The organism is Pseudarthrobacter ribosi (genome assembly GCF_055412865.1).
Genome location: NZ_JBVAYZ010000024.1, coordinates 1 through 20,781, shown reverse-complemented (window position 1 = coordinate 20,781; position 20,781 = coordinate 1). Strand labels below are relative to the sequence as shown.

The window sequence follows — 20,781 nt, the reverse complement described above, 5'->3', positions numbered from 1 at the left end:
CCGTGACGCCGGCAGTGTGTTGTGACAAGAATTGACAAGATGCTTTACACCTCGGTCAAAGTCCCGTAGTTTCATTCCCATCACAGCGGCCACCACCGTGGGCCGCACCGCATTTCCACCGGTTAGGACCACCATGAGAACACCCAAAACTCTGGCCACCAGCCTCCTTAGTCTCTCGGCTGCGGCACTGCTGGCTGTGACCGCCGCCGGCGCAGCGAGCGCCGCCCCGGCACCCGGCAACGCGCCGACGGAAACGTCGGGGGTCAGCAGCCACACCGTCGTCGAGACCGGCGGGGCGGAGTACTGGACGGAAGAACGGATGCGCAGCGCCATACCCGGCGACGTGCTGGCCGGGAAGGCCATGCAGAAGAGCGCCAAATCCAAGGCCGCTGCGAACCGCCCGGCGGAAGCGGGGGCGCCCAGCACCGTCGAGTCCCAGAGCCCGTCACGTCAGGCCAAGGAAGTCCAGCCCAAGGCGAACGCGAGCGCGGCCCCGGTTAAGCACATCGGCAAGGTCTTCTTCACTTTGGGCGGCTCCAACTACGTCTGCTCCGGCAACTCGGTCTCCTCCGCGAACAAGAGCACCGTCTCCACGGCAGGGCACTGCGTCAACGAGGGCCCCGGCGCCTTCGCCACCAAGTTCACTTTTGTCCCGGCCTACCTCGACGGCGACGCGCCATACGGCATGTGGACGGCCAAGTCCCTGCACGCCCCGACCCAGTGGAGTTCCGGCGGCGACATGACGTACGACACCGGCTTCGCAGTCATGGAACCGCTCGACGGCCAGACGCTCGCGGACGTTGTGGGGGCCTCGGGCCTGCAGTTCAATGCCGCCCGCGGCCTCACCTACAAGGCGTTCGGCTACCCCGCGGCACGGCCTTTCGACGGTGAATCCCTGAAGAGTTGCAGTGGGACCGCCACGAACGATCCCTACAACCCGCAGTTCAACTCCCAGGGCATCCCCTGCAACATGACCGGCGGATCCTCGGGCGGCCCGTGGTTCGTCGGTACCAGCTCCACCGGCCTCCAGAACTCGGTCAACAGCTATGGCTACGGCAGCAAGTCCACCACGATGTACGGCCCGTACTGGGGCTCGGTCATCCAGCAGGCCTACACCACCGCGGCCGCTTCCTAAGTCAACACCCGGCAGCACACATACCAGCGCGGGGTCACTCGAGGCCCATCTTCAGCAGTGGGGATGGGCCCGGTGGCCCCGCGTTGACGTGTGCCGTGGCGCCGGGGCCGACGGCACCACAGGACATGTCCCCCGCGCAGAGCAGTGCGTGGGCATAGTCCCAATGTGCCCAGCCCTTGGCTCCCGGAATGAGCATGTCCCCCCGGCCCGGGACCCCAGCTCGATCCAAGCCCGACGGCTCCACGGGACATGTCCCCCGCGCAGAGCAGTGCGTGGACATCATCCCAGTGTGCCCAGCCCTTGGCTCCCAGAATGAGCATGTCCCCCCGCCCCCGGGACTCCAGCTCGATCCCAGTCCGACGGCACCACTGGACATGTACCCCGCGCAGCGCAGTGCGTGGACATAGTGCCAATGTGCCCACCCGTGGCCACGAAAAATGGACATGCCCTCCGGGAAACGGAGGGCATGTCCATTCGTGCTGAAGCTGGGAGCCCGGAACCCCGCGCGAGGTTGAGCGCGACTCTAGTGGAAGAAGTGCCGGGCGCCGGTGAAGTACATCGTGATGCCCGCGGCGTTGGCTGCGGCGATGACTTCCTCGTCGCGGACCGAGCCGCCGGGCTGGACGACGGCGCGGACGCCGGCGTCGATCAGGATCTGCAGGCCGTCGGCGAACGGGAAGAACGCGTCCGACGCGGCCACGGCGCCGCGGGCACGCTCCGGGGCGCCGCTGGCGTCGGCGTTCGAGGCACCGCCGGCGCCGTCGACTTCGGACTCCACGCTCACGCCCAGCGAGTTGGCCCGTTCGACGGCGAGCTTGCAGGAATCGAGCCGGTTGACCTGGCCCATGCCGATGCCCACGGCGGCACCGTGGTTCGCCAGCAGGATGGCGTTGGACTTGGCGGCGCGGCAGGCGGTCCAGGCGAACGCGAGGTCGGCCAGGGTGCCGGCGTCGGCGGCCTCACCGGCAGCGAGGGTCCAGTTGGCGGGGTTGTCGCCCTCGGCGTCAACCCGGTCCGACATCTGCACCAGCACGCCGCCGGACACCTGCCGGATTTCGGAGGGGTAGCGGCCGTAGCCCTCGGGCAGGGCCAGGAGGCGGATGTTCTTCTTCTTGGACAGGATCTCCACGGCCTCGTCCTCGAAGCCCGGGGCGATCACGACCTCCGTGAAGATGCCCGCGACGGTCCTGGCCATGCCGGCGGTGACCGTGCGGTTGGCCGCGATCACACCGCCGAACGCGGAGACCGGGTCGCAGGCGTGTGCCTTGGCGTGCGCGTCCGCGATCGGGTCCGGCGCGGAGGCCGACCCCACGGCCACACCGCAGGGGTTGGCGTGCTTGATGATCGCGACGGCGGGCTCGGCGAAGTCGAAGGCCGCGCGCAGGGCGGCGTCGGCGTCGACGAAGTTGTTGTAGCTCATGGCCTTGCCGTGCAGCTGGTCGGCCTGCGCGATGCCGGCCGGGGCGGCCTTGTCGACGTACAGGGCGGCCTGCTGGTGCGGGTTTTCGCCGTAGCGGAGGACCTCGGAGCGCTCCAGCGCCAGGCCGGCGTAGGCGGGCCAGTCGATGACGCCGTCGCCGTCCTCGTCGAGGAACTGGCTCGCGGTCCAGCTGGCCACGGCGGTGTCGTAGGTGGCGGTGTGCGCGAAGGCCTTCGCGGCGAGCCGACGCCGGGTCTTCAGGTCAAAGCCGCCGGACGCGGCCGCGGCAACGACGTCGTGGTACGAGGACGGGTCCACCACAATGGCGACGGCGGCGTGGTTCTTCGCGGCGGAGCGCACCATCGCGGGGCCGCCGATGTCGATCTGCTCGACGACGTCGTCCTGCGCGGCGCCCGACTTCACGGTCTCCACGAAGGGGTAGAGGTTCACCACAACGAGGTCGAACGGTTCGATGTCCATCGACGCGAGCGTGTCCATGTGGGCCGGGACGCGGCGGTCGGCGAGGATCCCGCCGTGGACGCGCGGGTGGAGGGTCTTGACGCGGCCGTCGAGCATTTCCGGGGAGCCGGTGACTTCTTCGACTTCCTGCACCGGGATGCCGGCGGCGGCGATTTTCTTGGCGGTGGAACCGGTGGAGACGATCTTGACGCCGGCCTCGTGCAGGCCCCGCGCGAGCTCCTCCAGACCGGTCTTGTCGTAGACCGAAATCAGGGCCCGGCGGATGGGAACACGGTCGATGGATACACGCTCAAGCTGCGTAAAGCTCACAAAAGTCTCCGTCTTATATCGCGGCGGGGCCGCGGGTGGTGGGGATGAGGCCAGTTTATCGCGTCAGCGCGCCGGGCCTTCCCGCGCGCCGGAGTATGAAGCGGACCGCACCGGGGCGCGGGGCCACGTAGAATTTTCCTGGAGGCTGAGATGAATACGTACACCACTGTGCCCAGCGGCGAACAGGTGGTCCAGGAACTGCCATGGCGTTGGAAGGTGCAGGGCCGGATCTTCCTGATCGGCGGCCTGGGCTTTATGTTCGACGCCTGGGACGTCACGCTCAACGGCATCCTGATTCCGCTCCTGTCCAAGCACTGGTCGCTCACCCCGGGCGAGGCCGCCTGGATCGGCGCGTCGAACCTGATCGGCATGGCCCTGGGCGCCTTCATCTGGGGCACCATCGCGGACACCATCGGGCGCAAGAAGGCGTTCACCGCCACCTTGCTGATCTTCTCGGTCTTCACCGTGCTGGGCGCCTTCTCCCCTGATTTCCTCTGGTTTGTCGCGTTCCGTTTTATGGCCGGCTTCGGCTTGGGCGGTTGCATCCCGGTGGACTACGCGCTGGTGGGCGAGTTCACGCCCCGCAAGCAGCGCGGCAAGGTGCTCACCGCGATGGACGGCTGGTGGCCGATCGGCGCGGCGCTGTGCGGTTTCGTGTCCGCCGGGCTCGTGGCCCTGTACGGGGACTGGCGGCTGACCATGTTGGTGATGGTGCTGCCGGCGCTGCTGGTGTTCTGGGTGCGCCGCAGCGTCCCCGAATCCCCGCTGTTCCTGATCCGCAAGGGCCGCCGGGAAGAGGCCGCCAAGGTCATCGATGACCTCGTCGCCGCAACCGGGGCCGAGCCCCGTGTCTACAGCCTGCCCGAGGCACAGGACGCCCCGCGGCTCTCCGCCGGCAGCGCCTGGACGCAGCTGCGCCTGCTCTGGCAGTACGACTGGAAGATTACGACGGCGGCCTGGTCACTGTTCTTCAGCATCCTGCTGGTCTACTACCTGTCGCTGACCTGGATGCCGCGGATCCTGATCGGCGCCGGCTTCGAGGAGTACAAGGCCTTCCTCACCACCGCCTCCATGGCCGCCGTCGGACTCCTGGGCGTGGTGGTTGCAGCGCTGCTGGTGGAGCGGGTGGGCCGGAAGTGGATCCTGGCGATCACCGGGCCGCTGTCCGCGCTGACCCTGGTGATCGTCGCGATCGTGGTGGACATCCCGACGGCGGCCGTGTTCTGGCTGCTGGTGTTCGGCTTTGTGGTGCAGGTGGCCATCCCCGTGCTTTATGCCTATGTCTCGGAGCTGTATCCGACGGAACTGCGCGGCTCGGGCTTCGGCTGGGCCTCGACGTTCTCCCGACTCGGCGCCGGCTTCGGCCCGCTGGTCTTCGCGGCGTTCCTCTGGCCGGAGCTGGGCCTCGCGACCTCGTTCGCCATCGCCGGAGTGCTGGTGCTGCTCAGTGTGCTGTGGATGGCGTTCTTCGCCCCCGAGACGAAGCAGCGCCAGCTCGCCTAAGCCGCCGCTCCGGCGCCCCCTCGGATGCGCCCGCCCCGCCCCGCCCCGTCGGATGAGCGATCACTTTTGGTGCTTCTGAGGGCTCAGAAGCACCAAAAGTGATAGCGCAACGGGGTGGTCGGGCGCGGGAGGGATACCTGGGGCTGGACGATTTGGTGGGCTACTTGGTGGCGGGGGTCTCCGCGGCGAGGGATGCCAGGGTCGAGACGAGGAGTCGGCGCTCGACTACCTTGATCCGTTCGTGCAGCGACTCCTCGGTCTCGCCGTCCGCGATCGCCACGGCTTCCTGCGCGATGATCGGGCCCGTGTCCACCCCGGCGTCGGCCCAGTGCACCGTGCAACCGGTGACCTTCACGCCGTACGCCAGCGCATCGCGGACCCCGTGCGCGCCCGGGAATGAGGGCAGCAGCGCAGGGTGGGTGTTGAGGTATTTGCCGCCGAACGCGTCGATGAAGTCCGCGCTGACGATCCGCATGAACCCTGAGGACACGACGACGTCGGGTGCGTACGCGGCCACCGCGTCGGTGAGCGCGGCGTTCCAGGCAGCCCGGTCCGGGTAGGCCTTGAAGTCCACCACGAAGGTCGGGATGCCGGCGGCGGCCGAACGCTCCACCCCGTAGGTGCCGGGCCGGTCCGCGCCCACGGCGGCGATCTCGACGTCGAGCCGGCCCTCTGTCACGGCGTCGATGACGGCCTGGAGGTTGGAGCCGGTGCCGGAGACGAGGACTACGATGCGCATTGTCCTAGCTTATGGGGCCGCTCGCGTAGGCTGGAAACCATGAATCCCCCGAACGACACCGCCGGCAGCAAGGGCGGCCAGCCGCAAGGCCAGCACCCGCTCAGCGACGCGGCCAAGGCCTCGCAGGCCAAGACCCACAATCTGTTCCGCAGCTTCATTGTGGCGGTACTGGGGTCGTTCTTCGTCTACCAGCTGGACCTCAATTACCTCTGGCTGAGTGCGATCCTGACGGTGGCCGGCATCGCGCTGGGCATCATGGTGCTGGTCCGGTACGCCAAGTTCAAGGAATCCAAGCTGGTGCTGTTCGGGACGATCTCCGGGCTGGTGGTCCTGGCCGTGCAGGTGCTGCTGCTGTTGACCTCGGCGCTGTTCTTCAACCAGGTCCGGGACTACCAGCAGTGCAGCCGCCAGGCCCTCACCCAGCAGGCCGCCTCCAGATGCCAGACCCAGCTGGAACAGTCGCTGCCGCGGTTCCGCTAGGCGCAGTGCCGCGTTACAGGGACGCCGTGTCCAGGTCCGCTTCGCGCAGGTTCTGCTGGCGTTCCAGCCAGGGTCCTGCGGCGTAACCGATCACGACGCCGATCGCCACCTCCGCGGCCACGAACAGTGCCGTCCGGAGCGGGTCGGGTCCGATCTCCGTGAGCCGTCCGATCCCGGCGGAGCCGCGGGCCAGCCAGGCCAGGCCCGCTGCCAGCAGACCGGCGACGCTGCCGACCATCACGCCGAGCGCCAAGGTGGAGACCGTGGCAGTGAACCAGCGGGCGCGGATTTTGATCGAGAGCCATTCGTCGAAGTGGTTTTCCCCTTCGCGCAGGAACCACCAGCCCGCGAGGATTCCGGCGAGGACCGGCACCATCAGCGCGGCCACCGCGAAGTCCAACGGCCCGGCCGGCAGGGCCGCGAACACAGGGATCGACGGCAGCGGCCCGACGGCGGTGCCCAGCGCCCCAGCCTGGGAGCCGACGCCCAGGGCGACGCCCGCACCGCAGATCCAGGCGAGCGCGAATACGACCAGGTTGGGCAGGAAGCCGAGCTGCGCGATGGTGAGCATGGCGCCGCCCGTCGCTCCGGCGTCGAGCGCTTCATAGACCGCAACGGCAAGGTTCCAGTGGACGAAGAACGTGGCGGCGAGCAGCAGGCAGGACATCGCCAGGCTCGCCATCAGCGCCACGAAGCCGGCTTTGACCGCGGACCCCAGATAGGAGCCGGCCCAGCGCGAATGCTGGCTGGTGCGGGAAAGCCAGGCCACGGCGTCGACGCCGATAAGGCGGCTCCAGGAGCCGGCCTCACGGCGGGCGCCGATCACCATGCCGAGCCCGAAGGGGATCAGCGGGATGAAGGCGGCGGACCAGAGGCCCACGCCGACGTCGTCCGTGCGGCAAACAAAGCCGGTGGTCAGACCGAACGCGGCATACATCAGCCAGGAGCCGAGCAGCGCCTGCCAGAGCTGGTCCGTGTAAGAGGCCCGGGCCAGGCGCCGGCCGGCACGCCAGGCCAGCAGGAACGGGATCAGGGTCAGCCCGAGCGGGGTGAGCGAGAGGACGCCGGACTGCGGATGGGCGGCCGCGGAGTCCATGCCGACGGTCTCCAGCAGCAGCGGGACGCCGTGGATCAGCAGCCAGGCCTGGCCGGCGAGGCTGGCCAGGGCGTCGGGTTCGGTGTTCAGGAAACCGGCCGTGGCCCACACGGCGAGAATCGGAGCGGCCACCACCAGGGCGGAAATTATGGCTGCCTGCGCGGACTCGAGGGCTCCCTGCAGCCACAAGGGCATCGGAAGTCCACGTTCCCCGGTCTGATCAGCGCGCAGTTTCATCGTGTTCCATGGTGCCATGTGCGGGGGTTCCTGCCTGTTCCGACAGGCTCAACCGGCCGATTTGGCATGGATTTTCCCGGGGTCCCGGCGTCCAGGGCTGCATTCAATTGGCCGACCTGCAGGCGCTTTTTTCCCTACCCCGCCGTAAAATTGGAATGTCCGCAATCATGGTTGGAGGCAGAAAATGACCACCGCATCTCCACATGCTCACGGCGTTCACTTCGGTCGGACGGATGTCCAGAACGTCGGCATGGGTGTAGGTATCGTCCTTATAGTCGTGGGTATCCTCGGATTCATCCCCGGCATCACCACGCAGTACAACTCATTGGCGATCGTTGGACCGAATTCCACCGCCCTGTTCCTGGGCCTGGTCCAGGTATCGATACTGCTGAACATCATTCAGGCCCTCATCGGCACCATCGGCGTGGTGATGTCCCGGAACAACCCCATGGGCGCCCGGAACTTCCTGATGGGCTTTGGCCTGTTGTACATCGTCCTTAGCGTCTATTCGCTCATTGTCGGTGTGGGGTCGGCGGCCAACTTCCTGTCGATGAACGTCATGGGTGCGTGGGGTTTTATGATCTTGGGCGTAGCAATGGTAGTCGCCGGCTGGCTGATGTCGAGGCATCTGGCTGACGACGCAGAAACCCGGTAAGCAACAACCGGGACAAAGGGAGCCGCGAATGAGTAACGTTTCATAGCATTCTGAAAATTCGTACTACCTGCTGGTGCAGTCGCCTCGCGGAAACGCAGCGGCTGCACCAGCTTTCTTTGTGTGCGGGTGTGTAAGGGGGGCGGAGCCTGCGGGGCGCGGCGCCTGCGGGGTGCGGCCCTGCACGGCGTGCGGTGCCTGCGCGGCGCGCGGTGACTGCGCGGCGTGCGGATTGCGTTTCGCGAGACGCCATGTCCCAAGCAAAGCTCACTCATTCGCCACGAATGGCCGCTATGAGCCAGGCGCCCTCATCCCTTCGCCACGAATGGCCGCTATGAGCCTCCTTTTAGCGGCCACTTGCGTCAGATCGCCGCTTGCATGTTGCAGGCCTGCACTGATTTACGACGCCGGCGCCAAGGTTCGGCGAGCTGGACGCAACGGCCTCCAGGCGAAGCCCACCCAGTCGACACAAGCGGACGCTTGCGTCCAATCGCCCGCTTGAGGGCTGCGGCTAGAAGCGGATCATGGAGTAAGGCAGGCTCGGCAGATTCCCCGCCGTCCACGGGCGGTCCGATTTTTCCAGCGGAATGAGCCCGCGGCCGTCGCGAACCACCAGCGCCACCGTGCCAACGATGGCGAACACGGCACCCGCAGCCAGGACTATCAGCAGAACCACAATGGACCCGGTCATGACCAACACCTCTAAGATCAATTTTACTGCGGTCCGGGCCTGCGAGAATGGCCAGATGACCGCCATCATCCTGGGCTGGAACCCGGACCGCTGGAATGACTGGAACTACGCCGCCGCCGTCGACCGCGTGGCCGCGACCGGGCTGCACCTTGAGCGCTGGAGCGTGGACGGTTCCGGGAGCGTCGCCGCGGGAACGGACGCCTGGCTGCTCCTGCAGGGTGACCACGGCCGGGGACTCATTGGCCATGGAATCGTGGTCTCGGAGCAGCCCGAAGCCGGACGGCACTCGATCGTTCCAGACGGGGCCGTGCCGGACCCTGCCCCGCTGTATGCGCAGGTGGCCTTCGATGCCCTCCTTCCGCCCGGCGAGCAGATCGCCGTCGGCGTGCTCACGGAGGCGTTGCCCGGCGTCCCCTGGGACGATGATGATGCCGCCGGGCTGCGTGTTGAACCGGCCGAGGAGGCGGCGATCCGGGCCGTGTGGCGGGATTTCGGGCCTTTGCCCGGCCCGGACCCCACCCGGCCAGGTCCCGGCACCTACCCCCAGGACGCGGTCACCCGGGTCATGGTGAACCGCTACGAGCAGGACCCCGACGCGCGGCGGGCCTGCATTGCGCTCCAAGGCAGCACCTGCGCGGCCTGCGGGTTCTCCTTCGAGCAGACTTACGGCGAGATCGGCCTGGACTTCATGCCGGTCCACCACCTCGTCCCGGTGTCCCAACTGGGCAGCGGCTACGAGCTGGACCCGCTCACCGACCTCATCCCGCTCTGCGCCAACTGCCATGCGATGGCTCACGTCGGGGTGGGCACACCGCGGACCGTCGCCGAGCTGCGGCGGATCATCGGCGAGGCCGGGTTCCTCCGCGGCTCCGCGGTCACCGACGTGCAGCTCGAGGCCCAGCGCCAAGCCCGGGAGCTCCTGGGCCCGCAGTAGGCCTGGGTTCGCGGGAGGCTCCCCGCCCCGGGCCCGCCCGTTTGCCACATATGACCGCCACGCGGGGTGGACATGCTCATTTTTCGGCGCAACGAGCGGGCATATGGGCATTATGTCCAGCCCCTGGCCCGCACGGAGGGCATGTCCAGCGGAGGGGGGTGGAGCCCGGCGGCCACGCGGGGGTGGACATGCTCATTTTTCGCCGCAACGAGCGGGCATATGGGCATTATGTCCAGCCCGCGGCCCGCGCGGAGGGCACGTCCAGCGGGCGGCGTGGACTCCCGAACCACACCCCGTTAACCCACTCTTCCCTCCCCCGCCACTCACCCGCCCCCGCGCCGACAGCCGGCCCCCGCACTGTGGAGGGGTGAGGATCGCAATTGTTGCTGAGTCATTCCTGCCGCTGATGAACGGGGTTACCCACTCCATCCTGCGGGTCCTGGAGCATCTGCAGGAGCGCGGAGACGAGGTGCTCGTGATCGCGCCGTCCACGCAGGACCTGGAAACTCCCAACGAGGTCTACGGGGCGCATGTCCACCGGCTGCCCTCGGTGCCACTGGCCGGCTACGCCAACGTCCGGGTAGCGATGGGCGGTGTCTCTCGGGTCAAGCGAATCCTTGCCGGGTACGCCCCCGACGTGGTCCACCTGGCGTCGCCGTTCGTGCTCGGCTGGCGCGCGGCGCAGGCCGCCCACCAGCTGAGGATCCCCACCATCGCCGTCTACCAGACCGAGGTCCCGGGCTACGCGGGGCGCTACGGCGTCCCGTTCCTGGAGAACTGGGCGTGGAACCGGGTGGAGAACATCCACCTGCTGGCATCCCGGACCCTCGCCCCGTCCAGCTTCGCGCTCAACCAGCTGCGCGGCCGCGGCATTCCGCGGGTCGAGATGTGGCGGCGCGGCGTGGACACGGAGCGGTTCTCCCCGGGGAGGCGCGACGCCGGCTGGCGGGCCGCCGTGGCCCCGGCCGGCGAGCGCATCATCGGCTACGTGGGCCGGCTCGCGGTCGAAAAACAGGTGCAGGACCTCGCTGTGCTGGCCGACGTCCCCGGCACCCGGCTGGTGATTGTGGGCGACGGACCCCAGCGGCAGGCCCTGGAGAACACCCTGCCGGACGCAATCTTCACCGGTTTCCTCGGCGGCGAGGAGCTGGCACGGGCGGTGGCGTCCTTCGATCTCTTCGTCCATCCCGGCGAGTTCGAGACGTTCTGCCAGACGATCCAGGAGGCGATGGCCTCGGGCGTGCCCGTGGTCGCCACCGGCCGCGGCGGCCCGCTGGACCTCGTCGAGAACTCCCGCACGGGGTGGCTGTATGAGCCGGGGAATCTTGTCGCGCTGCGTTCCCACGTGGTGGACCTGATGGGCGACGACGCCAAGCGCCGCGCGTTCGGAGCGGCGGCCCACGCTTCGGTCCAGGGCCGGACGTGGTCGGCCCTCGGTGCCGAGCTGATCCAGCATTACCAGGCGGTCCTCGCCGCCCGCGTCCCCAGCACCACCCGGCAAGGAGTCGCCCTGTGAGAATTTCCGTGATCGGCTGCGGTTACCTGGGGGCCGTGCACGCGGCCACCCTCGCCTCGATGGGCCACAGCGTGGTGGGCATCGACGTCGACGCCGCCAAGGTGGAGCAGCTGGGCCGTGGCGCGGCACCGTTCTTCGAACCGGGGTTGGACGAACTTCTGCGCGACGGCATCGCCACCGGCCGGCTCAGCTTCTCGACCGGCTTCGTCGACGCCGCGCGCGCCCAGCTGCATTTCCTCTGCGTGGGCACACCGCAGTCCAAGATCTCCGACGGCGCCGACCTCAGTTACCTCGTCGCCGCCACGGAGGCGCTGCTCCCCCATCTGGCCGAACGGTCCGCCATAGTGGGCAAGTCCACCGTCCCGGTCGGAACCGTGGACATGCTCCGCGGTGTGCTGTCGCCGCGGCCGGACGTGCTCCTAGGCTGGAACCCCGAATTCCTGCGCCAGGGCACGGCGGTCAAGGACTCCCTGGTCCCGGACCGCCTGGTCTACGGCGTCCCCGAGGACGGCCCCGGCGGAGACAACACCCCCGACGACACCTTCCGCGACGGCGGCTCCGCCCGCACGAACGCACGGAACACCGGCACACCGGACACCGGCGCAGCGGTCACCGCCGTCCTCGACGCCGTCTACGAGCCGCTGCTCGCCGCCGGGATTCCGCGCCTGGTCTGCAACTTCGCCACGGCGGAACTGATCAAGTCGGCGTCGAACGCGTACCTTGCCACGAAACTCAGTTTCATCAACGCCATGGCCGAACTCTGCGACGCGACGGGCGCCGACGTGAAACAGCTGGGCGCGGCCATGGGCTTTGATCCGCGCATCGGCGGCCGGTACCTCCATGCCGGCCTGGGTTTCGGCGGCGGCTGCCTGCCCAAGGACATCCGCTCCCTCCGGGTCCAGGCGGCGGGCCTGGGCGTGGATTCGGTGGATCGGTGGATGGCGGTGGTGGATTCGATCAACCAGGACCAGCGTTCCCGCACCGTCGGGCTGGCCCGGGAACTGTGCGGCGGCCAGCTCGGCGGCCGCCGCGTCACGGTGCTCGGTGCGGCCTTCAAACCGGACACGGACGATATCCGGGACTCCCCTGCCCTGGCCGTTGCCCTCAAGTTGGCGTCGGCGGGCGCCCATGTCACGGTGACGGACCCTGCCGCGATCAACAACGCGTGGCTCCGCTACCCGCAGCTGCGCTTCGAGCCGTCCACGTCCGCGGCCCTGGAAGGGGCGGAGCTTGTGCTGTTGCTGACCGAATGGGACGAGTACGCCTCGCTCCGGCCCGCCGTCGCCGGGGCGCTGGTCCGGCGCCGCACCCTGCTGGACGCCCGGAACGCCGTCGATGCCGCGGACTGGGAGGCGGCAGGCTGGACGGTCCACGGCCTGGGACGCGGCCTACGCCGGGGCCGCGCGACCGGCCCGGGCAAAGCCGCGGGCCACGAACTGGTCCCGGCCAGCCCACCCGCGCGATGACGGGACCCGCCGACGGGACCCGCTGACACGACCCGCACGGGACCCGCGGACAGAACCCGGTGACAGAACCCCCCGACACGCCGGGCGCTGAAAAATAGGGCGCTGAAAACCGGGCCGAAACCCGGCTGCTGAAACGCCGGGCTCACGTGGTCACCGCCGGGCGGTGAGGCCCCTATGATTTCCTGAGGGGAGGGACTCTAAATGAACTACCGGTGGTCTCAAATTGGTACGGCGGCGGCACCGTGACGGTTTCCCCGCACCCGGCGCCCGGCGTCGAGTCGGTGCTGGAATCCAGCCCCGATGCCCTCCTGGTGATCGCCGAAGACGGCACCATCCGCCTGGTCAACGCCGCCACGGAGCGCATGTTCGGCTACACCCGCGGGGAGCTCGTGGGCCAGGACCACCGCATGCTCCTCGCCGAAGGGTTCCGCAGCGGCCTCCACCGGCTCTTCTTCGCCCTCCGCAAGGACGCCGACGCCGGCCGCGCCCCCGTCAGCGGGTCCGGCCCCGCCATTGGCCCCGCCACCGAGCCGGATGCCGAGCCGGATGCCGCCGACACCTCCCCCACAACCACCGCCACCTCCGCTCTCCCGCCGGTCGAGGCCTACGGGTTGCGGCGCGACGGTACCGAGTTCCAGGGCGAAGTGGCCTGCTCGCTGCTGGTCCAGGACACCGGCGGTGCACCCATGAGCATGGCCGTCGCCGTCCGCGACACCTCACACCGGCGCGCCGTGGACGAGGGGCTCCGCGAAGCCCTTTCCCTGCTCAGCGCCACGCTGGAATCCACGGCCGACGGAATTCTCGTCGTCGGCGGCGACGGCCGGATCGCCAGTGTCAATAACCAGTTCGTCTCCATGTGGGGCGTCCCGCGCGAACTGCTGGCCACCCAGGACGACGACGCCGTGATGGGCTTCGTCATGGACCAGCTGGTGGACCCCGCGCAGTTCGTTGAGAAGATCGCTTCGCTCTACGCCGATCCGGACTCCGAAAGCCACGACGTCCTGGACTTCCTGGACGGCCGCACCTTCGAACGCTATTCCCGCCCGCAGAAGGTCGCGGACCGGGTGGTCGGCCGGGTGTGGAGCTTCCGCGACGTGACCCCGGCCCGGGCCGCGCAGGACCTGATCACCCAGGCCATGGCCGATCTCGCCGAGAAGGCCGCCCAGCTCAAGGCCCTCGCGTTCCAGGACCCGCTGACCGGGCTGTCCAACCGCCAGCTGTTCAACGACCACCTCGAGGCAGCCCTGCGCGGGCCGTGCGGCACCGCCGTCGACGTCCTGCTCCTGGACCTGGACGACTTCAAGGAAGTCAACGACATCCTGGGCCACCATGCCGGGGACCAGCTGCTGATCGAGGTCGGCCGGCGCCTGCGGGAGTGTGTCCGCCCGAACGACGTTGTAGCACGCCTGGGTGGTGACGAATTCGTGGTGCTGCTGGCCGGTTCGCCGGACCCCGACGCGGTGGCCGGGCGGATCGTCGCGTCCCTGCGGGTACCGCTCTGGATCGACGGGACCATGCTGCGCCCGAGCCTCAGCCTGGGCCTTGCCTCGATCAAGGAGGGCGCCGTGGACGCCTCCGAGCTGCTGCGCCGGGCCGATATCGCGATGTACGCGGCGAAAGCCGCCGGGAAGAACCGGTACCTGCGGTTCCGCCCGGAGATGATGAAGTCCCTCGTGGAGCGCACCGAGCTGGAGGCGGGGCTGCGGCTGGCAGTGGACGCCGGCGAGATCGCCGTGCACTACCAGCCCATTGTGTCGGCCCGGAGCGGCGTCGTGGTGAAGGTGGAGGCGCTCGCCCGCTGGGAGCGCGACGGCGGCATCGTCCCCCCGGCGCAGTTCATCCCGGCGGCGGAACGCAGCGGCCTGATAGTCGAGATCGGCACGGAGGTGCTGCTGAAGGGCTGCACCGAGCTTGGACCCTGGCTGGCGGAGGACTCCGCGCGCGCCCTCGCCGTCAACGTCTCCGGGGTGCAACTGCAGCACGGGGACTTCGCCGAGCTGCTGCTGGCCGTCGCCAGGAACACCGGCGTGAAGCCGCGGCAGCTGGTGGTGGAAGTCACCGAAAGTGTCTTCTTCCACGACGACTGCCACGTGATCCAGCAGCTCACCGCGCTCCGGAACGCCGGCGTGCGCGTGGCGCTGGATGACTTCGGCACCGGCTTCTCCTCGCTGGGGCGGCTGCAGGGGCTCCCCGTGGACACCCTGAAAATCGACCAGTCCTTCACATCCATGATCCGCACCGGGGACGAGAAACTGCCGATCCTCGCCTGCATGATCGCCATGGCGCACGGCCTGGGCCTGACCGTGACGGCGGAAGGTGTCGAGACCGCGGCGCAGGCCGAATACCTGATGAAGCTGGACTGCGATTCGCTGCAGGGCTTCCTGTTCTCCCGCCCCACCGCCGGTCCCGGCCTGCAGTCCGGCATTGCCCGGTCCAACGACGCGTTCACCGCCCTTCGGGGGGAGCGGGTCTCCGGGCCGCGGTGACCCGGCCCCTTCCGACCCCGGGGTACTGGACAAGGGACCAGCGAACCCTATGATTCAGGAACGCATAGTCCGCGGCGCCGCCGCCGGATCAGCCATCAGTACATCAACCGTCGCTTTGGGGGCCGGTATCGCCGTGGGAACTGGGATTGAAGAAAGCCTGCTGGAGCAGGGCCCCGATGCTGTCTTGCTGCTGACCGCGGACGGGACCATCGCCTTCGTGAACGCGGCTGCCGAGCGCCTCTTCGGCTACCCGCGCGAGCAGCTACTCGGAGTCCAGCACACCGTCCTGCTCTCCGAGGACGAGCGCGGCGGCTTCCTGCGGGTCCTCGGCCGGCTGGGCCGTGGCAGCCTGTCCGGCAGCCGGCCGTTCGCGGCGGCAGGCCGGCGTCGGGATGGCAGCGAACTGTCCCTGGAGATCACCTGCTCGCTGGTGACGCTCGACGACGGCCCGGCCATGGCGGTTGCCGTCCGGGACGGCAGCCACCGGGAAGACACGGATTCGGGCCGCCGGCTGGCGGTCTCGCTGCTCGATGCCACGCTGGAATCCACCTCCGACGGGATTGTGGTCATCTCCAACGAGGGACTCATCACCGGCATCAACGACCAGTACCTCAAGTTGTGGGGCATGCCGCCGGAGCTGCTCACGGCGGAGGACCCGACGGCGCTGGTCACCTTTATCTCCCGGCAACTGCGCGATCCGGACTACTTTCTGCAGAAAGTCTCCGAACTCAACACTGACAGGGCCAGGCAGAGCCACCACGTGCTGGACTTCAAGGACGGCCGCACCGTGGAGCTTTACTCCCGGCCGCAGAAGGTCGCGGAAGTGGTGGTGGGCCGGATCTGGAACTTCCGCGACATCACCTCCACGCAGCGGGCCCAGGACCAGGCCCGCCGGGCCCTGGCGGAACTCGCCGAGCAGGCCGACAAACTCAAGGAACTCGCGTTCCAGGACCCGCTGACGGGACTGGCCAACCGGACGCTCTTCACCGAACGCGTCGCGGCAGCGCTGCTGACCAGCGATCCGGTGCATGTGCTGCTGCTGGACCTGGATGACTTCAAGGAAGTGAACGACATCCTGGGCCACCACGCCGGGGATGAGATGCTGGTGAAAATCGCGGCCCGGCTGCAGCAGTGCGTCGGGCCGCACGGCACGGTGGCACGCCTCGGCGGGGACGAGTTTGTGGTCCTGCTGATCGGCTGCAACGACTCCGACGCCGTGGCCCAGCGGATCGTGGCCACCCTGAACGCCCCGTTCTCCATCGAAGGATCCCTCATGCGCCCGGCCCTCAGCCTGGGCGTCGCCTCGCGCGGCACCGGGGCCATGACGTCCTCGGAGCTGCTGCGCCAGGCGGACCTGGCCATGTATGCCGCCAAGGAAGCCGGGAAGAACTGCTACCTGCATTTCCAGCCGGCGATGCTGACCGAGCTGCTGGCACGGACCCAGCTGACCGCCGGGCTGAGGCGGGCCGTGGAGCTGGGGCAGATCATTGTGCACTACCAGCCCGTGGTGTCCACCGAGCTGCTGGAGGTCGTGCAGTTCGAAGCGCTGGCCCGCTGGCAGTTCGAGGGGAAGCTGATGCCCCCGGACGAGTTCATCAGGACCGCGGAACGCAGCGGCCTGATCCGGGACATCGGGGCGGAGGTGCTCCGGCGCAGCTGCGCCGAAATGCAGCCCTGGCTGGCGGAGGACCCGTCGCGGTCCCTAGCCGTGAACGTCTCCGGCGTGCAGCTGCTGCACCGGGACTTCGCCGAACGCGTCCTGGACATTGCGGCGTGGGGCCAGGTGGACCCGCACCAGCTGGTGCTGGAGGTGACGGAGAGTGTGTTCTTCGATCCCCGGACCCACGTCATCGCCCAGCTCGAGAGCCTGCGCGGGGCCGGCATCCGGGTGGCCCTGGACGACTTCGGCACCGGCTACTCCTCGCTGGGCCGTCTGCAGGAGCTCCCCGTGGACGTCGTCAAGATCGACAAGTCGTTCGTCTCCATGCTGCACACCGGCGCGGAGAAGCTGCCGATCCTGACCTCGATGATCCACATGGCCCGCAGCCTGGGCCTGAAGGTCACGGCGGAGGGCATCGAAACCCCGGAACAGGCCCGGTACCTCATCGCCCAGGGCTGCGATGCGCTGCAAGGTTTCCTCTTCTCCCGCCCGGAGCCGGAGCACCGCCGGGAACTGGGTATCCGCAACACTGCCGCGGCCGTTGCGGTGCTGGCCGAGGTAGCCCGCCCGGGATAGCCGCCGGACGGGCGACGGCCGCCGTTGCCGGTCTGGGCCCGGCGGCCCGGCATTCTCTTGGGCGCGGCATGATGCGCAGCGCCCCGCAAGCGGAAACTGCGCATATGCTTCAGGGAAACGCAGTCCGCCTTGCCCTCCGCAGGAGCGGCTGCCATCCGTATCCATCGGCTTGGGGGCAGGCAAAACACATGGAAGCTGCACTCGCAGACCTGCTGCTCGAACACGGCCCGGATCCGCTGCTGCTGCTCGCTCCGGACGGGTCGATCTCCTACCTGAACACCGCCGCCGAGGAGCTCTTCGGCTACTCCCGGTCACAGTTGCTGGACACCGATTCCAGCCTGCTCCTGGCCGAGGTCTTCCGCGCGGACTTCCGCGCACTCCTCGCCGGGCTGGCCGGCCCGGCACCCCGTGCCGGCGGGCCCGTCGCCGGCTACGGCCGCCGGGCCGACGGCACGCAAATCCCGGTCGAAATCACGTTCTCCCTGCTGCCCGCCGACGCCGCGGCAGGCCCGGCCGCGCCGTCCGTCGCGATCTCGGTCCGCGGCGCCCTGCACCGGACGGAGATGCACCCGAACCCCCCGGACGACGACGGCGCCACAGCCGGCGGGGCCGCGCACCGCCGTCCGACGCTGGCGGCGTCGACGGCCGCTCCCGCCGCCTTTGCCGGGCACGATGACCAGGTGCGGGCCGGGGTGCTGCGCGATCCGCTGACGTCGCTGCCCAACGGCACCCTGTTCAACGTACGGCTCGCCGCCGCGCTGCGCCGCCCGGACCCGGTGGACGTGCTGCTGCTGAGTCTGAATGACTTCCGGAGCGTGGACGGGCTGCCGGGCCGCTCGGCCGCGGACGAACTGCTGGTGGAGGTCGCGAGCCTGTTGCGCAACTGCGTCCGCCCGCACGACACCGTGGCCCGGCTCGGCGGCGACGAGTTCGTGGTGCTGCTGACCGAATGCCAGAACGCCGACAAGGTGGCCGCTCGGATCGCCGAGTCGCTGTACGAGCCGCTGCGTGTCCGCTGGTCGCTGGTCCGGCTTGGCGCGAGCATGGGCCTGGCCTCCCGGACATCCGCGACGCTCGACGGCGCGGAGCTGCTCCGGCAGGCCGACACGGCCATGACGGCGGCCAAGTCGGCAGCGACGAACGGCGGCAGGAACTCCTGGCTGCGGTTCCGGCCGGAGATGCTGAACACCGTGGCCGACGCGCCCACTAGTGCCGACGGCCAGGCCGGGCTCCGGCAGGCGGTGGAGCTGGGCGAGGTCTCGGTCCATTACCAGCCCGTGGTGTCCCCGGGGCGCGGTGCGGTGGTGCAGTTTGAGGCGTTTGTGCGCTGGGAACGGCACGGCCGGCTGGTCCCGCCCAACGAGTTCCTGCCCGTCGCCGAGGAGAGCGGACTGATCCGCGAGATCGGCGATGAGGTCCTGCGCCGGGCCTGTGCCGAGATCCGGCCCTGGCTGGCCGGCGCCGCCTGCAGCGTTTCGGTGAATGTCTCCGGCCTGCAGTTCCAGAACCGGGATTTCGCCACGGAGGTGCTCGCGATCCTGGCGTCCGCCGGGGTGGATCCGCGCCAACTCGTGCTGGAACTGACCGAGAGCGCGTTCTTCGAGCCGGACTCGGCGGTGCTGCGCCAGCTGCGCGCGTTGCGGGCGGCCGGGGTGCGGATCGCGATGGACGACTTCGGCACGGGCTACGGGTCCCCAGGCGGGCTTACGGGGCTGCCGCTGGACGAGGTCAAGATCGACCGCACGCTGGTGGCTATGATCCAGACCGGCCAGGAACAGGTGCCCCTTTTGGGCACCATGATCGACGCCACGCACGCCGCGGGCCTGCAGGTCACGGCCGAGGGCGTCGAGACGCCGGCGCAGGCGAAGTACCTGATGGACCGAGGCTGCGACTCCCTGCAGGGCTATTTGTTCGCCAAGCCGGCTCCTGCCGGCGGGCTGGCCGCGGCCGTGGAGAGCGCACTCAATGCGATCGACAAGGTCGCGGCCACGCGGTAGCCCTGTCCGGGCTCCGGCGCGCCGGTGCCGCCCGGCAGCCGGCCGGCTGCCGGCAGGTGTCGGCGGTCACTGCCAGTGGCTACCGGCTGTGGTCACTGCCGGCGGCTATTGCCTGAGGTCGAGCTCGTCGAGGTCCGCGCCCACCATCGCCGCGCTGCGCTCCCACAGTTCCCGTGCCAGCTCCGGGTCGTACGCCTGCTTGTTGGCCTTCGCCAGCGCCCGCTTGGCGTAGTACGCGCCGGAGACCCAGTCCTGTCCCGGTGTGGCCGTGGCGAGCCACACGAGGGTGTCCGCGCCCTGTTCGGGGCTCAGCATGAACCTGTTGAGGAAGCTCCGGTAGAGGAAGCGGAACGGGCTGGTCGTGTCGGCGGCGAAGTTGGTGGCCACGACGCCGGGGTGGAAGGACGCCGTCGAGATGCCTGCGGCCTGGTAGCGGTTGTTCAGCTCCGCGGTGAAGAGGATGTTCTCAAGCTTGGCGTTGCCGTAGGCGCGGTTGGCGGAGTATGTGTTGGCCGTCTCGAGGTCGTTGAGGTCCAACTTGCCGTAGAGCGAGTTTGCCGCGCTGGAGGTGTTGATGACGGTGGCGTGGCTGGCGGTAAGCACGTCCATCAGCTCGGTGGTGAGCAGGAACGGGGCCAGGTGGTTGATCTGGAAGGTCTTCTCATGCCCGTCCACGGTGAGCCCGCGCTGGCCCATGATCCCGCCGGCGTTGTTGGCCAGGACGTCGATCCGCGGGTACTTCTCCTTCAGCTGCGCGGCGAGTTGGCGCACCTGTGCCAGCTCCGCGAAGTCGCTGACGAAGTGGTCAGCGCCGATCTCCTGGGCGATCCGCTCGGTCTTCTCCGCGGAACGCCCGACGACGACCACCCGCTCCCCCTGTTTGCTCAGCGTCCGCGCGGCGGACGCACCGATGCCGTCGCTGGCTCCGGTGATGACAATGGTCCGTGCGGTCATGAGGGGATCCTTTGAGCGGTAGCGGCAATCGGGTGGTCGAAAACGAGCCTACCGAACCACAACGACGCCGGGGCGGCGAATGTTCCGTATGTGGATTCCGGCGTTAAATGCGGGAGAGCCCCGACCGTGTGGTTGGGGCTCTCGACCGTTTAATGATGTTCCGGCGGTGACCTACTCTCCCACACCCTCCCGGGTGCAGTACCATCGGCGCTGTGGGTCTTAGCTTCCGGGTTCGGAATGGGACCGGGCGTTTCCCCCACGCTATGACCGCCGTAACCCTTGCTCCCGTTCCCCTGGTTTTGTGGCCGGGGGCGGGAAATCTGTGGTGTTACAACTGTGGTGTTGTTTATTTGGTTGTGGTTTTGTTCCCTGGAACAACGTGCCGTCTGAGTGACGGGTTTGTTGTTTGGGAACCACATAGTGGACGCAAGCAGTCTTGTTATCTTTGTA

15 protein-coding genes and 1 rRNA gene are annotated in these 20,781 nt (G+C 68.7%); 10 read left to right on the top strand and 6 right to left on the bottom strand.

The genetic code is table 11. The features are described from left to right. Window positions 1–133: 133 nt before the first annotated feature. A complete protein-coding gene (locus ACZYZ5_RS17940) occupies window positions 134–1,135 on the top strand; it encodes a trypsin-like serine peptidase (protein ID WP_463903558.1) in 1,002 nt (333 codons plus the stop codon). A 523-nt stretch (window positions 1,136–1,658) separates the two neighbouring features. On the opposite strand, the gene purH is transcribed toward ACZYZ5_RS17940, so the two are convergent. After that, window positions 1,659–3,344 (bottom strand): bifunctional phosphoribosylaminoimidazolecarboxamide formyltransferase/IMP cyclohydrolase, encoded by a 1,686-nt coding sequence (gene purH, locus ACZYZ5_RS17935; protein ID WP_463903556.1) that lies wholly within the window; start codon window positions 3,342–3,344, stop codon window positions 1,659–1,661. Window positions 3,345–3,494: 150 nt separating this feature from the next. Here purH and ACZYZ5_RS17930 point away from each other — a divergent pair, with 150 nt between their 5' ends. Beyond that, the gene (locus tag ACZYZ5_RS17930) at window positions 3,495–4,847 is read left to right on the top strand and encodes an MFS transporter (protein ID WP_463903554.1); all 1,353 of its coding nucleotides are present in this window, start codon (window positions 3,495–3,497) and stop codon (window positions 4,845–4,847) included. A 160-nt stretch (window positions 4,848–5,007) separates the two neighbouring features. On the opposite strand, the gene purN is transcribed toward ACZYZ5_RS17930, so the two are convergent. Beyond that, the gene (purN, locus tag ACZYZ5_RS17925; protein WP_463903553.1) at window positions 5,008–5,586 is read right to left on the bottom strand and encodes a phosphoribosylglycinamide formyltransferase; all 579 of its coding nucleotides are present in this window, start codon (window positions 5,584–5,586) and stop codon (window positions 5,008–5,010) included. A 39-nt stretch (window positions 5,587–5,625) separates the two neighbouring features. Here purN and ACZYZ5_RS17920 point away from each other — a divergent pair, with 39 nt between their 5' ends. Further along, complete coding sequence (locus ACZYZ5_RS17920) at window positions 5,626–6,066, top strand: hypothetical protein (RefSeq protein ID WP_463903552.1); 441 nt, start codon at window positions 5,626–5,628, stop codon at window positions 6,064–6,066. A gap of 13 nt (window positions 6,067–6,079) precedes the next feature. On the opposite strand, the gene ACZYZ5_RS17915 is transcribed toward ACZYZ5_RS17920, so the two are convergent. Then, a complete protein-coding gene (locus ACZYZ5_RS17915; RefSeq protein ID WP_463903612.1) occupies window positions 6,080–7,399 on the bottom strand; it encodes a cell division protein PerM in 1,320 nt (439 codons plus the stop codon). Window positions 7,400–7,649: 250 nt separating this feature from the next. Here ACZYZ5_RS17915 and ACZYZ5_RS17910 point away from each other — a divergent pair, with 250 nt between their 5' ends. Next, complete coding sequence (locus tag ACZYZ5_RS17910; protein WP_463903550.1) at window positions 7,650–8,054, top strand: DUF4383 domain-containing protein; 405 nt, start codon at window positions 7,650–7,652, stop codon at window positions 8,052–8,054. 508 nt (window positions 8,055–8,562) lie between these two features. Here the strand turns inward: ACZYZ5_RS17910 and ACZYZ5_RS17905 are convergent. Next, window positions 8,563–8,742, bottom strand: coding sequence for a hypothetical protein (locus ACZYZ5_RS17905; protein WP_463903549.1), 180 nt, complete (start codon window positions 8,740–8,742; stop codon window positions 8,563–8,565). A 55-nt stretch (window positions 8,743–8,797) separates the two neighbouring features. Between ACZYZ5_RS17905 and ACZYZ5_RS17900 the strand changes: the two genes are divergently transcribed. The 6 genes from ACZYZ5_RS17900 (at window position 8,798) to ACZYZ5_RS17875 (ending at window position 19,377) form a co-directional block, all read left to right on the top strand. Next, window positions 8,798–9,676, top strand: a complete 879-nt coding sequence (locus tag ACZYZ5_RS17900; protein WP_463903548.1) for an HNH endonuclease — start codon at window positions 8,798–8,800, stop codon at window positions 9,674–9,676. 367 nt (window positions 9,677–10,043) lie between these two features. Beyond that, complete coding sequence (locus tag ACZYZ5_RS17895) at window positions 10,044–11,192, top strand: glycosyltransferase family 4 protein (RefSeq protein ID WP_463903547.1); 1,149 nt, start codon at window positions 10,044–10,046, stop codon at window positions 11,190–11,192. Then, on the top strand, window positions 11,189–12,658 hold the full coding sequence (locus ACZYZ5_RS17890) for a UDP-glucose dehydrogenase family protein (protein WP_463903546.1): 1,470 nt from the start codon (window positions 11,189–11,191) through the stop codon (window positions 12,656–12,658). Before ACZYZ5_RS17895 ends, ACZYZ5_RS17890 begins: the two co-directional genes overlap by 4 nt. Window positions 12,659–12,870: 212 nt before the next feature. Beyond that, complete coding sequence (locus ACZYZ5_RS17885) at window positions 12,871–15,144, top strand: sensor domain-containing protein (protein WP_463903544.1); 2,274 nt, start codon at window positions 12,871–12,873, stop codon at window positions 15,142–15,144. Between the two features lie 49 nt (window positions 15,145–15,193). Continuing rightward, on the top strand, window positions 15,194–17,380 hold the full coding sequence (locus tag ACZYZ5_RS17880) for a putative bifunctional diguanylate cyclase/phosphodiesterase (protein WP_463903542.1): 2,187 nt from the start codon (window positions 15,194–15,196) through the stop codon (window positions 17,378–17,380). Window positions 17,381–17,568: 188 nt separating this feature from the next. Further along, the gene (locus ACZYZ5_RS17875; RefSeq protein ID WP_463903541.1) at window positions 17,569–19,377 is read left to right on the top strand and encodes a putative bifunctional diguanylate cyclase/phosphodiesterase; all 1,809 of its coding nucleotides are present in this window, start codon (window positions 17,569–17,571) and stop codon (window positions 19,375–19,377) included. Between the two features lie 105 nt (window positions 19,378–19,482). Here the strand turns inward: ACZYZ5_RS17875 and ACZYZ5_RS17870 are convergent, their stop codons facing one another. Together ACZYZ5_RS17870 and rrf are read right to left on the bottom strand one after the other, a co-directional pair. Continuing rightward, on the bottom strand, window positions 19,483–20,331 hold the full coding sequence (locus ACZYZ5_RS17870) for an SDR family NAD(P)-dependent oxidoreductase (protein ID WP_463903539.1): 849 nt from the start codon (window positions 20,329–20,331) through the stop codon (window positions 19,483–19,485). Between the two features lie 158 nt (window positions 20,332–20,489). Further along, window positions 20,490–20,606: ribosomal RNA gene (rrf, locus tag ACZYZ5_RS17865) — 5S ribosomal RNA — on the bottom strand. Between the last annotated feature and the right edge of the window lie 175 nt (window positions 20,607–20,781).